This window comes from Citrobacter sp. RHBSTW-00887, from assembly GCF_013728095.1.
In the GTDB taxonomy this organism is placed as follows: Bacteria; Pseudomonadota; Gammaproteobacteria; order Enterobacterales; family Enterobacteriaceae; genus Citrobacter; species Citrobacter braakii.
The window spans coordinates 3,619,796-3,633,021 of record NZ_CP056267.1 but is presented as its reverse complement, the minus strand read 5'-3'; the positions used below and the strand labels follow the sequence as shown (position 1 = coordinate 3,633,021).

The 13,226-nt window shown below is 53.1% G+C and carries 13 protein-coding genes; 5 read left to right on the top strand and 8 right to left on the bottom strand.

Features of this window, described 5'->3' with window-relative positions; translation table 11 throughout:
- Nucleotides 1-155 precede the first annotated feature (155 nt).
- From galM to modE, 6 genes are all read right to left on the bottom strand, one after another.
- Entirely contained in the window at nucleotides 156-1,196 is a 1,041-nt protein-coding gene (gene galM / locus HV314_RS17410) for a galactose-1-epimerase (RefSeq protein ID WP_181546303.1), read from the bottom strand.
- Nucleotides 1,190-2,338, bottom strand: coding sequence for a galactokinase (galK, locus tag HV314_RS17405; RefSeq protein ID WP_080859023.1), 1,149 nt, complete (start codon nucleotides 2,336-2,338; stop codon nucleotides 1,190-1,192). The genes galM and galK overlap by 7 nt, the downstream gene beginning before the upstream one ends.
- Before the next feature lie 3 nt (nucleotides 2,339-2,341).
- Complete coding sequence (gene galT / locus HV314_RS17400) at nucleotides 2,342-3,388, bottom strand: galactose-1-phosphate uridylyltransferase (RefSeq protein WP_016156021.1); 1,047 nt, start codon at nucleotides 3,386-3,388, stop codon at nucleotides 2,342-2,344.
- A 9-nt stretch (nucleotides 3,389-3,397) separates the two neighbouring features.
- A complete protein-coding gene (galE, locus tag HV314_RS17395; protein WP_181546301.1) occupies nucleotides 3,398-4,414 on the bottom strand; it encodes a UDP-glucose 4-epimerase GalE in 1,017 nt (338 codons plus the stop codon).
- A gap of 217 nt (nucleotides 4,415-4,631) precedes the next feature.
- Entirely contained in the window at nucleotides 4,632-6,104 is a 1,473-nt protein-coding gene (gene modF, locus HV314_RS17390) for a molybdate ABC transporter ATP-binding protein ModF (protein ID WP_181546299.1), read from the bottom strand.
- A gap of 67 nt (nucleotides 6,105-6,171) precedes the next feature.
- Nucleotides 6,172-6,960 (bottom strand): molybdenum-dependent transcriptional regulator, encoded by a 789-nt coding sequence (modE, locus tag HV314_RS17385; protein WP_181546297.1) that lies wholly within the window; start codon nucleotides 6,958-6,960, stop codon nucleotides 6,172-6,174.
- A gap of 130 nt (nucleotides 6,961-7,090) precedes the next feature.
- Between modE and HV314_RS17380 the strand changes: the two genes are divergently transcribed.
- From HV314_RS17380 to modC, 4 genes are all read left to right on the top strand, one after another.
- Entirely contained in the window at nucleotides 7,091-7,240 is a 150-nt protein-coding gene (locus tag HV314_RS17380; protein WP_003023026.1) for an AcrZ family multidrug efflux pump-associated protein, read from the top strand.
- Between the two features lie 201 nt (nucleotides 7,241-7,441).
- Nucleotides 7,442-8,215, top strand: coding sequence for a molybdate ABC transporter substrate-binding protein (modA, locus tag HV314_RS17375; RefSeq protein ID WP_016152326.1), 774 nt, complete (start codon nucleotides 7,442-7,444; stop codon nucleotides 8,213-8,215).
- Nucleotides 8,215-8,904 (top strand): molybdate ABC transporter permease subunit, encoded by a 690-nt coding sequence (modB, locus tag HV314_RS17370; RefSeq protein ID WP_016152327.1) that lies wholly within the window; start codon nucleotides 8,215-8,217, stop codon nucleotides 8,902-8,904. Before modA ends, modB begins: the two co-directional genes overlap by 1 nt.
- Before the next feature lie 2 nt (nucleotides 8,905-8,906).
- Nucleotides 8,907-9,965 carry a molybdenum ABC transporter ATP-binding protein ModC gene (gene modC, locus HV314_RS17365; RefSeq protein WP_016152328.1) on the top strand — a complete coding sequence of 353 codons (1,059 nt, stop codon included), beginning with the start codon at nucleotides 8,907-8,909 and terminating at the stop codon, nucleotides 9,963-9,965.
- On the opposite strand, the gene HV314_RS17360 is transcribed toward modC, so the two are convergent.
- Nucleotides 9,966-10,784, bottom strand: a complete 819-nt coding sequence (locus tag HV314_RS17360) for a pyridoxal phosphatase (protein WP_181546295.1) — start codon at nucleotides 10,782-10,784, stop codon at nucleotides 9,966-9,968.
- A gap of 165 nt (nucleotides 10,785-10,949) precedes the next feature.
- Between HV314_RS17360 and pgl the strand changes: the two genes are divergently transcribed.
- The gene (pgl, locus tag HV314_RS17355) at nucleotides 10,950-11,945 is read left to right on the top strand and encodes a 6-phosphogluconolactonase (protein ID WP_049042052.1); all 996 of its coding nucleotides are present in this window, start codon (nucleotides 10,950-10,952) and stop codon (nucleotides 11,943-11,945) included.
- Between the two features lie 115 nt (nucleotides 11,946-12,060).
- Here pgl and HV314_RS17350 read toward each other — a convergent pair whose 3' ends face one another.
- Nucleotides 12,061-13,212 carry a hypothetical protein gene (locus HV314_RS17350; RefSeq protein ID WP_181546293.1) on the bottom strand — a complete coding sequence of 384 codons (1,152 nt, stop codon included), beginning with the start codon at nucleotides 13,210-13,212 and terminating at the stop codon, nucleotides 12,061-12,063.
- Nucleotides 13,213-13,226: the final 14 nt, after the last annotated feature.

The following is a 13,226-nucleotide window of genomic DNA, read 5'->3' as shown; positions in this document are numbered from 1 at the left end:
GCATAACCATAGCGAAAATAGCGCTACAGTGTAAGGTTCTTGTGAACTCAAGGTTGCGATTTTGTCTTTGAGTGGTGGGGATTTGAGCGGTTCTACTGTGATTAACAAGCACCAGGCCCGAAAAGATATGTCATCGGGCCTGGGAGGGGAAACGATCAAGCTGGAATAAACTGATATTCCGTCACGCTGGCATACTCTTCACCCGGACGCAGGAAGCAATCTGCCTGTGGCCACTCGGGGTGGTTCGGGCTGTCCGGCAGAAATTCACTTTCCAGCGCCAGGCCTTGCCAGTCTTCGTAGGCCTCTGGCCCGCGGGAAGGCGTACCACCGAGGAAATTACCGGAGTAAAACTGCAATGCCGGGGCCGAGGTGTAGACCACCATCTGCAGTTTTTCATCCTGTGACCACAACTGAGCGACCGGCGTACGCGCGTTGCCCTGTGCCTGAAGCAGGAAGGCGTGATCGTAACCTTTCACCTTGCGCTGATCGTCATCGGCCAGAAATTCACTACTGATGATTTTAGGGGTGCGGAAATCGAACGTGCTACCGGCGACGGATTTCAGTCCATCATGCGGGATACCCATTTCGTCAACCGGTAAGTACTCGTCCGCCAGAATTTGCAGCTTATGCTGGCGCACATCCGTTTTATCGCCGTCGAGGTTAAAATAGACGTGATTTGTCAGATTCACCGGGCAGGGTTTATCGACCGTGGCACGATAAGTTATCGAAATACGATTATCATCAGTCAGGCGATACTGCACGGTGGCGCAAAGATGGCCTGGGAAGCCCTGATCGCCATCGTCAGACGTTAAGGCGAACAGCACCTGACGGTCATTCTGATTGACTATCTGCCAGCGACGTTTGTCGAAACCGTCTGGTCCGCCGTGCAGTTGGTTATTGCCCTGACTTGGCAGTAATTCAACGGTTTCGCCAGCAAAGGTATAGCGGCTGTTGGCGATACGGTTCGCGTAGCGGCCAATCGAAGCCCCCAGAAATGCAGCCTGTTCCGGGTATTGTTCCGGACTGGCGCAGCCGAGTAATGCTTCGCGCACGCTACCATCGCTAAGCGGAATACGCGCAGAGAGCAGGGTCGCGCCCCAGTCCATGAGCGTGACTACCATCCCTGCGTCATTGCGCAGGGTGAGCAGGCGAAACGGTTGACCGTCCGGAGCCTGCACAGGGATTTCGTTTAACATTGTCCGGCTCCTTGTGAAGGTTTGCAGACGTAGAATGTTTCTTTAATACCGGTTTTTGCCTCGTACTGTGTGGCGACAGCCTGCTGTACGGCAGGAACCAAATCTTGCGGGATCAGCGCCACGATGCAGCCGCCGAAGCCGCCGCCGGTCATCCGCACACCGCCTTTATCACCGATGGTCGCTTTGACAATCTCTACCAGTGTATCAATTTGCGGCACCGTGATTTCAAAGTCATCGCGCATTGAGGCGTGAGATTCCGCCATCAGCTGGCCCATGCGCAGCAGGTCGCCTTTTTCCAGTGCCTGTGCGGCTTCAACGGTACGCGCATTTTCCGTGATGACGTGGCGCACGCGTTTGGCAACAATCGGATCCAGCTCGTGGGCGACAGCGTTAAACGCTTCGAGGCTGACATCACGCAGCGCTGGCTGCTGGAAGAAACGCGCGCCAGTTTCACACTGTTCGCGACGGGTGTTGTATTCGCTACCGACCAGCGTGCGTTTAAAGTTGCTGTTGATGATCACCACCGCTACACCCTCAGGCATAGAAACGGCTTTGGTGCCCAGCGTACGGCAGTCGATCAGCAGCGCATGATCTTTCTTGCCAAGTGCGGAGATCAGTTGATCCATGATGCCGCAGTTACAACCGACAAACTGGTTTTCAGCTTCCTGGCCATTCAGGGCAATCTGCGCGCCGTCGAGCGGCAGATGATAGAGCTGCTGGAATACCGTACCAACAGCGACTTCCAGTGAGGCAGAAGAGCTTAAGCCCGCACCCTGCGGGACGTTACCGCTGATCACCAGATCCGCGCCGCCAAAGGCGTTATTGCGCTTTTGCAGATGTTTTACCACGCCACGCACGTAGTTTGACCACTGCTGGCTATCGTGGGCGATAATCGGCGCATCGAGAGAGAACTCATCAACCTGATTGTCGTAATCAGCGGCGATGACGCGTACTTTTCGATCGTCGCGCGCCGCGCAGCTGATGACGGTTTGATAGTCGATGGCGCAGGGCAAAACGAAGCCGTCGTTATAATCGGTATGTTCGCCGATCAGGTTTACACGACCCGGTGCCTGAATAGTATGGGTGGCAGGGTAGCCAAACGTTTCTGTAAACAGAGATTGTGTTTTTTCTTTCAGACTCATTATTTACACTCCGGATTCGCGAAAATGGATGTCGCTGACCGCACGCAGTCGCTCAGCCGCTTGTTCTGCGGTCAGATCTCGCTGGGTTTCTGCCAGCATTTCATAACCGACCATAAATTTACGCACGGTCGCGGAACGCAGCAGCGGCGGGTAAAAGTGCGCGTGCAACTGCCAGTGTTCGTTTTCTTCACCGTTAAACGGCGCGCCGTGCCAGCCCATGGAGTAGGGGAATGAGCACTGGAACAGGTTGTCGTAACGACTGGTCAGTTTTTTCAACGCCAGCGCCAGGTCAGCACGCTGCTCGTTGGTCAAATCGGTAATACGCAGCACATGCGCTTTCGGCAGCAGCAGCGTTTCGAACGGCCACGCGGCCCAGTAAGGGACAACCGCCAGCCAGTGCTCAGTTTCAACGACCGTACGGCTGCCGTCTGCCAGTTCACGCTGGACGTAATCAACGAGCATCGGCGCGCCCTGTTCGGCGAAGTATGCTTTCTGTAGGCGATTTTCACGTTCAGCTTCGTTGGGCAAAAAGCTGTTGGCCCAAATTTGACCGTGCGGGTGCGGGTTCGAGCACCCCATCGCCGCGCCTTTATTCTCAAATACCTGCACCCAGGGATAGGTTTTCCCTAAGTCTTCGGTCTGCTCCTGCCACGTTTTTACGATTTCTGTCAGCGCAGGGACGCTGAGTTCTGGCAGCGTTTTGCTGTGATCTGGCGAGAAGCAAATTACGCGGCTGGTACCGCGCGCGCTCTGGCAACGCATCAACGGATCGTGACTGTCCGGCGCGTCCGGGGTATCGGACATCAGCGCCGCAAAATCATTGGTAAAAACATAGGTTCCGGTGTAATCCGGATTTACATCACCGGTAACGCGCGTATTGCCAGCACACAGGAAACAGTCCGGGTCATGTGCAGGCAGTACCTGCTTAGACGGGGTTTCCTGCGCCCCTTGCCACGGGCGTTTGGCGCGATGCGGTGATACGAGGATCCACTGCCCGGTGAGCGGGTTAAAACGGCGATGTGGATGATCGACAGGATTGAATTGCGTCATGATTGGTCCTTAATCCGAATATCCTTGCGGGTGGCGTGACTGCCAGTGCCAGGTGTCTTGTGCCATTTCATCCAGTGTGCGGGTCACGCGCCAGTTAAGCTCGCGATCGGCTTTGCTGGCATCTGCCCAGTAAGCCGGAAGATCGCCATCACGGCGCGGGGCGAAATGGTAATTAATGGGTTTACCGCAGGCTTTGCTGAAGGCGTTGACCACGTCCAGTACGCTGCTGCCGATGCCTGCTCCGAGGTTGTAAATATGCACACCCCGTTTGCCCGCCAGTTTTTCCATCGCGACGACGTGGCCGTCGGCGAGATCCATCACGTGGATGTAGTCGCGAACGCCGGTACCATCTTCAGTTGGGTAGTCGTTGCCAAATATGGCAAGGGACTCGCGGCGGCCCACGGCAACTTGTGCGATGTAAGGCATCAGGTTGTTGGGAATACCTTGCGGATCTTCCCCCATATCGCCCGACGGATGAGCACCAACCGGGTTAAAGTAGCGCAGTAAAGCGATACTCCAGTCGGGTTGTGCTTTTTGCAGGTCGGTCAGGATTTGTTCTACCATCAGCTTGCTTTTGCCGTACGGACTTTGCGGCGTGCCGGTAGGGAAGCTTTCAACGTAAGGAATTTGCGGCTGATCGCCATAGACGGTCGCGGAGGAGCTGAAAATGAAGTTTTTCACGTTGGCGGCGCGCATTGCATTCACCAGACGCAGGGTGCCATTGACGTTGTTGTCATAGTACTCCAACGGCTTGGCAACGGATTCTCCAACGGCTTTTAAACCCGCAAAATGAATGACCGTGTCAATGGCATGATCGTGTAGAATTTCGGTTATCAGCGCTTCGTTACGGATATCCCCTTCCACGAAGGTCGGCTGCTTGCCACCTAAACGCTCAATGACGGGCAAAACGCTGCGTTTGCTGTTGCAGAGATTGTCCAGGATCACCACCTCGTGACCGTTTTTCAACAACTGCACGCAAGTGTGGCTTCCAATGTAACCGCTACCACCTGTAACCAATACTCTCATAATTCGCTCCGTTAAGCCTATGGTATGCAATAACCATAGCATAACAAAGATACGAAAAGTGTGACATGGAATAAATTAGTGGAATCGTTTACACTCCATAAGTTTCACGCATTTTTAATGGTTATTTTATTTTAAATCATTATGTTAGGTTGTTATTTCAGCGTTTGTCTGAAAAAAAGCAGAAAAAAAGGGCGTGATAAACGCCCTGCAATGAAAACTAACGCAGAGACGTTAGTCGATAGGCGTAGATGTCGTTCTCGGGCACAAACTCCAGTCGATGGGTAATGCAGGCTGGGGCATCTTCGGCGTGGTGAGAGACGAACAGCAGTTGAGTTTCACCTTCACCGATTAGCACATCCACAAAACGGCGAATCAGTTGGCGATTGAGCGGATCTAACCCTTGCAAAGGCTCGTCAAGGATCAACAACGTCGGGTGTTTAACCAGCGCGCGAACAATCAGTGCCAGCCGCTGCTGTCCCCAGGAAAGACTATGAAATGGCGCATCCGCGATACGTTTATCGAAGCCAAGGATATCCAGCCACTGTTGCACCAGCTTTTGCTGCCTGTCGGAAACGGCCTGATAGATGCCGATTGAATCAAAATAACCAGAGAGAATAACGTTGCGAACTGTGGTACTCACCCGGTAATCCAGATGCAGACCGCTGCTGACGTAGCCGATGTGTTTTTTGATATCCCAGATAGTTTCACCGCTGCCACGGCGACGGCCAAACAGGGTCAGGTCGTTGCTGTAACCCTGGGGGTGATCGCCGGTGATTAAACTGAGCAGGGTTGATTTCCCCGCTCCGTTGGGGCCGACGATTTGCCAGTGTTCCCCCGGATTTACCTGCCAGCTCAAATGGTGAAGGATAGGGCGATCATTATACGAGACCGTGCCATCGTTAAGCACAATTCGCGGCTCATTATCTGACAACGTACGGCGCACCGAAGGCTCGTCCGGTTCAGGTAACTGAATTCCTTCCAGCCGCTCGCTATGGGCAAGCTGAGCGATTAATGCCTGTTGCAGAAGTTCGGTTTTTGCGCCGGTTTCTGTCAGTGTGCAATCGGCAAGTACGCCAGCAAACTGCACGAACTCGGGTATTTCATCAAAGCGGTTAAGTACCAGCACCAGCGTAAAGCCGGCCTGATGCAACTCCGCGAGCAGTTCTGCTAACTGACGGCGTGACGCTACGTCCAGCCCGTCAAAGGGCTCATCAAGGATCAGTAAATCCGGCGCGGACATTAACGCCTGACAGAGCAGGGTTTTACGTGTTTCACCGGTGGAAAGGTATTTGAAACGCCTGTTGAGCAGGGAAGAGATGCCAAACTGCTGCGCCAACGCAGCGCAGCGGGCGGGATCGTTGACCTCATCCTGGATGATTTCGGCGGTGGTGCGCCCGGTGTCGTCTTCACCGGGACTAAGAAGATCGGTGTTGTTTCGCTGCCACTCGTCGCTGACTAGCTTTTGTAGCTGCTCAAAGGAGAGTCGGGTAATACGCGTGAACTGACAGTGGCGCTCGCCTTTCAGAAGCGGCAGCTCTCCCGCCAGTGCGCGGGCCAGCGCGGATTTCCCGCTCCCGTTAGCGCCAACAAACGCCCAGCTATCACCCGCGTTTAACGTCAACGCATCTAACTGGAGCGTTTTTGTGTCGCTAAGACGAAACGTGCCTTGCGAAATTTGCAACGATGACATTTTGTATCCCATTATTTGCAGCGATTAATAACAGGGATACGTGTTCTTCAGGCTGATGTCAATCTACTCAGCACAGCGTGGCGATAATCACTCTGTCAGCATTAAACCAGGCGGTGACGCTAGCGCCTTCTTGCAGCGTTGCGGCGTCTTGGGCCGGAACGATGGCGCACAGCGTCTGGCCGTCTGGCAACGTCATCAGCACTTCACACTGTTCCGCTCCACGTTCAATATGGCTAATCGTGCCCTGCAACTGGTTATCGGCGGCCTGAGCGATGGCGTCATCCTGAGTGATTCCTACCCACGGCGCTTTCAGCAGAATCAGTACTTCTTTGCCTTCCTCAAGACCCAGACGCTCGCCGCTTTGCGCAGTGATCGCCACTTTCAGGCGCGTTTCGCCATCGGCCAGCAGGACGTCGACATGCTGCTGGACCTGATCGTGGTCGCGGGCGGTGATTGTGCCAAACCATTGGTTACGGGCGCTGGTTTGCAGTGAAAATCGAGAGATAGCCGCCAGCAGGCTATTGAGCGGTAGCGCATCGTCATCGCTCAAAACATCAAAGGCTTTTTGTTGGATCTGCGCCAGCAAATCATACAACTGGATTAAGCGTTGGCCGTAGCGCGTTAATACCGCGCCGCCGCCGCCTTTGCCGCCGGTGGCGCGCTCAACCAGCGTCTGCTCGCTTAGTTGGTTCATTTCGTTAATCGCATCCCAGGCGCTTTTGTAGCTAATACCTGCATCCTTCGCGCCCTGACTGATAGAGCCGGAAAGCGCAATATGCTTAAGCAGAGAAATGCGACGGGGATCGGCAAACAGTTTTTGCTGAAGTTTCAGCGTAAGAAGGATTTCGGCCTGCATCACAAGCTCCTAGCAAAAAAGGGTATTGTGACGGAAAACCGTGCCTGAGCAAAGCCGACCGCACAAAAGGGGAGTGCTTTTCTGCGTTATGTGGTTAGAATACAGCTAAGGACTACATCTGGAGTTGACCATGTTAGAGTTATTGAAAAGTCTGGTATTCGCCGTAATCATGGTACCTGTGGTAATGGCCATCATTCTGGGTCTGATTTACGGACTGGGTGAAGTGTTCAACATTTTCTCCGGTATCGGTCAAAAAGACCAGTCCAGACAGAATCATTGATTCCCCAAACGCCCGCTCAGTCGGGCGTTTATATTTTTTACGCCTTCCAACCCGTTTTCTCAGTCTACCGTTTCTCAAGATCCTGCTTTCCCTGCCGATATTTTCTTCGTGTAACCTCAAATTGGTATCAATAACCACTGGGAAAATCCTGGTTTACTCGTTATATTTGCGACTACATAACGAAACTCAAAGGAGTTACAGATGGCACGTACATGGTTACGCTTGTTTGCCGGGGCAACACTTTCTCTTACTGTTGCCGGGCATGCGCTGGCGGATGAAGGAAAGATTACTGTTTTCGCAGCGGCTTCACTGACTAACGCGATGCAGGATATTGCGACGCAATACAAAAAAGAGAAGAACGTTGACGTTGTCTCTTCTTTTGCGTCTTCTTCCACGCTGGCGCGCCAGATTGAAGCAGGCGCTCCGGCCGATCTGTTTATCTCTGCCGATCAGAAATGGATGGATTACGCAGTAGACAAAAAGTCGATTGATACCGCCACGCGTGAAACGCTGTTGGGTAACAGCCTGGTGGTTGTCGCACCGAAAGACAGTGCGCAGAAAGACTTCACCATCGACAGCAAAACCAACTGGACCCGTTTGTTAAATGGTGGGCGTCTGGCCGTTGGCGATCCGGAACATGTTCCGGCGGGCATTTATGCTAAAGAAGCGCTGCAAAAATTGGGGGCATGGGATACCCTGGCCCCGAAACTGGCACCTGCCGAAGATGTGCGCGGTGCGCTGGCGCTGGTAGAGCGTAACGAAGCGCCGCTGGGGATCGTTTATGGTTCCGATGCTGTCGCCAGCAAGGGCGTAAAAGTTGTTGCGACTTTCCCGGAAGATTCACACAAAAAAGTGGAATACCCTATCGCAATTGTTGATGGGCACAAAAACGCAACGGTCAGCGCGTTCTATGATTACCTGAAAGGACCGCAGGCTGCTGAAATCTTTAAACGTTATGGATTTACGACCAAGTAATGATACTGACCGATCCTGAATGGCAGGCCGTTATACTGAGCCTGAAAGTTTCTTCCCTGGCTGTGTTGTTTAGTCTGCCGTTTGGGATCTTCTTTGCCTGGCTGCTTGTGCGATGCAAGTTCCCGGGCAAAGCGCTGCTCGACAGCGTTCTGCATTTGCCGCTGGTACTGCCGCCGGTTGTGGTGGGCTATCTGCTGTTGGTTGCCATGGGACGCCGCGGATTCATTGGCGAATGGCTGTATGACTGGTTTGGCATTACCTTTGCCTTTAGCTGGCGCGGTGCGGTACTGGCTGCGGCGGTGATGTCTTTCCCGCTTATGGTACGGGCTATTCGTCTGGCGCTGGAAGGTGTCGATGTCAAGCTGGAGCAGGCGGCCCGCACGCTGGGCGCTGGACGCTGGCGCGTATTTGTGACGATTACTTTACCGCTGATGCTACCCGGCATTATTGTCGGTACGGTGCTGGCGTTCGCGCGTTCCCTCGGGGAATTTGGCGCAACGATTACCTTTGTCTCCAATATTCCTGGCGAAACCCGCACTATCCCGTCGGCGATGTATACCCTGATCCAGACCCCTGGCGGCGAAAGCGCGGCGGCAAGGTTATGTATCATTTCTATTGTGTTAGCGCTGATTTCACTGCTGATTTCTGAATGGCTGGCGCGTATTAGCCGTGAACGGACGGGGCGGTAATCATGCTGGAACTTAATTTCTCCCAGACGCTGGGGACGCATTGCCTGACGCTCAACGAAACGCTGCCAGCCAGTGGGATCACAGCTATTTTTGGCGTTTCCGGTGCGGGTAAAACCTCGCTGATTAACGCCATCAGCGGCCTGACGCAGCCGCAGTCCGGGCGCATCGTGCTTAACGGACGGGTTTTGAACGACGTCGAGAACGGTATCTGTTTAACGCCCGAAAAACGCCGGGTGGGCTATGTTTTCCAGGATGCGCGCCTGTTTCCACATTATAAAGTGCGCGGCAACCTGCGTTACGGTATGGCGAAAAGTATGGCCGGACAGTTTGATAAGCTGGTGGCCCTGTTGGGCATTGAATCGCTGCTTGACCGTCTGCCCGGCGGGCTTTCTGGCGGTGAAAAACAGCGCGTAGCCATCGGTCGGGCGCTGCTTACCGCGCCGGAACTGTTGTTGCTTGATGAGCCGTTAGCCTCGCTGGATATCCCGCGTAAGCGTGAACTGTTGCCTTACCTGCAACGCCTGGCGCGTGAAATTAATATTCCGATGCTGTACGTCAGCCACTCGCTCGATGAAATCTTGCACCTGGCTGACAAAGTGATGGTGCTGGAAAACGGGCAGGTTAAAGCGTTCGGTTCGCTGGAAGATGTCTGGGGCAGCAGCGTGATGCACCCGTGGCTACCAAAGGAACAGCAAAGCAGCATTCTGAAAGTCAGCGTGCTGGAACATCATCCACATTACGCAATGACTGCACTGGCGCTTGGCGATCAGCATCTATGGGTCAATAAGCTGGATCAACCGCTGCAAACTGCGCTGCGTATTCGTATTCAGGCATCTGATGTTTCGCTGGTGCTCCAACCACCGCAGCAGACCAGTATTCGTAACGTGCTGCGGGCGAAAGTCGCGCAGTGCTATGACGATAATGGTCAGGTGGAGGTTCAGCTTGAAGTGGGCGGTAAAACGCTGTGGGCGAGGATCAGCCCGTGGGCCAGGGATGAACTGGGTATCAAACCTGGCCTGTGGCTGTACGCGCAAATTAAGAGCGTGTCGATTACCGCGTGATTACAGCAGGTGGGAGTAAATAAATTTCGCGATGCTGTCGGTGGTGTTGTCACCAATTACGATGTTGGCGCGGGCTTTGACCGCGTCGTCCGCATTACCCATCGCCACGCCGGTACCTGCGGCTTCCAGCATGCTGATATCGTTAAAGTTGTCACCAAAGGCAATGACGTTTTCCATTGACCCGCCCTGTGCTTCAATCCACTGGGTAAGGCGTCGTCCTTTGCTGTTGCCTTTACGGGCAATGTCGACCTGATCGTGCCAGGACCATTCACACTCCAGCCCCAACAGCTGTTCAACATGCTTACCAAACTGCTGCAGTTTCGGAATATCTTCGTCGGTGAGGGCAAATTTCCAGACGGCGTTAACGTCATGTGCGGCCTGCGCCAGCGAAGGGACCTGGGTGAAGGTAGGGCGCTGTTCCGGCGGCAGGGTTTGCGCCCAGTTAGCGGTACGCACCACATGCCCGGTTGGGCGCTCATACAGCATGGCCTCATCCACATACATCAGCCCGTGGATCTGATGTTCATCCAGCATTTCGATCAGCTGTAATGCCTGGTTTACCGGAAGGGGATCGGATTCCAGTACCGTTTTTGCCTGATAATCATACAAGTAGGTGCCGTTGCAGCAAATTGCAGGTGTATCCAGCGCCAGTGCCTGATAAAAAGGATGAATAGCAACGTGATGGCGACCTGTGACAATGATAAGTTGGTATCCTGCTTCTCTGGCGCGCGCGAGCGCTTCAAGAGAGGATGGCAGCAAGGTTTTTTTCGGGGTCAACAGGGTACCGTCTAAATCCAGGGCAATCACGCGTGCGGTCATAGTTATTTCCAGATTAAGGTTGAGAATTTTGTCTGCTGGAATGGTACACCGAGACGGGAGCCGGACAAAATTCTGCGCCTTAATTAAGCATTCACCGTTAAAAGCGTCTACCTTAGGCGTGTGTCAGGCAATTGCAGCCACCTGCCAAAAAGCAAAGGAGTATTCATGAAGCAAACCGTTTATACCGCCAGCCCTGAAAGTCAGCAAATCCACGTCTGGAGCCTGAATCATGATGGTTCTTTGACGCTGACGCAGGTGGTTGATGTGCCGGGTCAGGTACAGCCGATGGTCGTCAGCCCGGATAAGCGCTACCTCTATGTTGGCGTGCGCCCGGAGTTTCGCGTGTTGGCTTACCGCATTGCGCCTGATGACGGTGCGCTGACCTTCGCGGCGGAGTCTGCGCTGCCGGGTAGCCCGACGCATATTTCTACCGATCATCAGGGACGTTTCGTGTTTGTCGGCTCTTATAACGCCGGGAGCGTGAGCGTCACGCGTCTGGAAGATGGCCTGCCGGTGGAACAGGTTGACGTGGTTGAAGGTCTGGACGGCTGCCACTCGGCCAACATCTCACCGGATAACCGTATCCTGTGGGTTCCGGCGTTGAAACAGGATCGTATCTGTCTGTTTGAGGTAAGCGATGATGGACATCTGGTGGCGCAGGAACCGGCTGAAGTGACCACCGTTGAAGGTGCTGGCCCGCGTCATATGACGTTCCATCCGAATAAGCAATTTGCCTACTGTGTGAATGAGCTGAACAGCTCCGTTGACGTCTGGGCGCTGAAAGATCCGTACGGCAAGATTGAGTGTGTGCAGACGCTGGATATGATGCCGGCTGATTTCACTGATACCCGTTGGGCAGCGGATATTCACATTACACCGGATGGTCGTCATCTGTACGCCTGTGACCGCACCGCCAGCCTGATTACGATCTTTAGCGTGTCTGAAGATGGCAGCGTGCTGACCAAAGAGGGTTTCCAGCCTACTGAAACTCAGCCGCGCGGGTTTAATATCGATCACAGCGGTAAATACCTGATTGCTGCCGGGCAAAAATCGCACCATATCGCGGTGTATGAGATTGCTGGCGAGCAGGGGCTGCTGGCAGAGAAGGGGCGTTATGCAGTGGGGCAGGGACCGATGTGGGTCGTGGTGAACGCCTACTAACGCCATCAGTCAGAGCAGGAAAAGCCTGTTCAAAGATAAAAAGCGAGGTTTACATCCGTGTGAACCTCGCGGGGAAACTAAGTGATTTATAACGTTTATGGGGAACGATTTATTGTCACGGTCCCGGATAGCGACAGGTAGCGACGGCCCATGGAATACAGTTAAGATCCGTTTTGCTGAAATCAACAGCAATCCCTGTATTTTCAGGCCTCTCCCATTCAATGCGTTCGCTATTATATTTAAGAGTGACATCAAGAATATCAATCTTTTCGAAATCGACTTCCTCGCCACCGCCATGAATATTGGAGTCACCTGCATCCCAATACCCCCCTGTATTATTGTTTGGGGTTGATGAAGGAAAACCACCTGCATGTTCACTATTTACAAATACCTCCATTCCCGACGAGGCATTTTTATCCGTTCTTAATATTTTCATTTTCTTCCCATTCCCTTTGGGGACATATTTTACGGCCATAACAGGGAATGTCCAAAATTCGTGAGTGGCAGCATTTACGGGGCCTCCAATGTCATGCTGGAACCCGATGACCTCAATGACGAGATATTCCAGATCGTTACTTGAGATAGTTATGCTTTGAGGGGTTTGCTTTCCATCCTGACCACCACAAAATTTGCCCGCATCATCACATAGATCGTCTGACTGGGTGAAAAAGACCGAGGAAAGTCGAACATTAGGATCATCAACTGGTTTAGGACCAGGAGGAAGAGCACTGCCGCTGTCTCCACTATTCCACTGGGCGCCACTAAAACGATGCTCAAAGAACCGTGTCACCCTGTTCCATTTATCGGGGACCTTGCCTGTTATATTATAACTGTTCATGACGCCATTATAAGTCCAAACCAAACCTTCAAGATGCTCTGATGACCCTCTATCTCCAAGTTTTCCTTTACTGCTATCACACTGTATTTCGCGGCTAAATGAACAACGCGGCAAATTTGGGGAGACAGCGGTAGGAATATTACGGCCTTTATCCTGATCGTATCCTTTTGTTTTCCAGTACACATTCACGCCAAAAGTCTGATAGGCATCTACGCTGAATGACATCCTTCCCCCGTTATTAAAACCAAAGACCGACGATACCCGAACGGTAAAATAATGTGGCCCCAGTGAGGCCGGCGTGCGTGTCAGAAAACCAAAATTTGCGCTGACGTCTTTTCCTGAATTGGGAGCATTATTCGAAGATATTGCACTTGTGCTAAAAAGCAGCATTGCCGAGATCAGCCCTGCCGATAAAACAGTCCTTTTCATTTGTCACTCCCTCT

Excerpts from the sequence above, each read along its gene's own strand:
- galM (WP_181546303.1), bottom strand. The coding sequence starts at position 1,196 with ATGTTAAACGAAATCCCTGTGCAGGCTCCGGACGGTCAACCGTTTCGC.
- galK (WP_080859023.1), bottom strand. The coding sequence starts at position 2,338 with ATGAGTCTGAAAGAAAAAACACAATCTCTGTTTACAGAAACGTTTGGC.
- galT (WP_016156021.1), bottom strand. The coding sequence starts at position 3,388 with ATGACGCAATTCAATCCTGTCGATCATCCACATCGCCGTTTTAACCCG.
- galE (WP_181546301.1), bottom strand. The coding sequence starts at position 4,414 with ATGAGAGTATTGGTTACAGGTGGTAGCGGTTACATTGGAAGCCACACT.
- modF (WP_181546299.1), bottom strand. The coding sequence starts at position 6,104 with ATGTCATCGTTGCAAATTTCGCAAGGCACGTTTCGTCTTAGCGACACA.
- modE (WP_181546297.1), bottom strand. The coding sequence starts at position 6,960 with ATGCAGGCCGAAATCCTTCTTACGCTGAAACTTCAGCAAAAACTGTTT.
- HV314_RS17380 (WP_003023026.1), top strand. The coding sequence starts at position 7,091 with ATGTTAGAGTTATTGAAAAGTCTGGTATTCGCCGTAATCATGGTACCT.
- modA (WP_016152326.1), top strand. The coding sequence starts at position 7,442 with ATGGCACGTACATGGTTACGCTTGTTTGCCGGGGCAACACTTTCTCTT.
- modB (WP_016152327.1), top strand. The coding sequence starts at position 8,215 with ATGATACTGACCGATCCTGAATGGCAGGCCGTTATACTGAGCCTGAAA.
- modC (WP_016152328.1), top strand. The coding sequence starts at position 8,907 with ATGCTGGAACTTAATTTCTCCCAGACGCTGGGGACGCATTGCCTGACG.
- HV314_RS17360 (WP_181546295.1), bottom strand. The coding sequence starts at position 10,784 with ATGACCGCACGCGTGATTGCCCTGGATTTAGACGGTACCCTGTTGACC.
- pgl (WP_049042052.1), top strand. The coding sequence starts at position 10,950 with ATGAAGCAAACCGTTTATACCGCCAGCCCTGAAAGTCAGCAAATCCAC.
- HV314_RS17350 (WP_181546293.1), bottom strand. The coding sequence starts at position 13,212 with ATGAAAAGGACTGTTTTATCGGCAGGGCTGATCTCGGCAATGCTGCTT.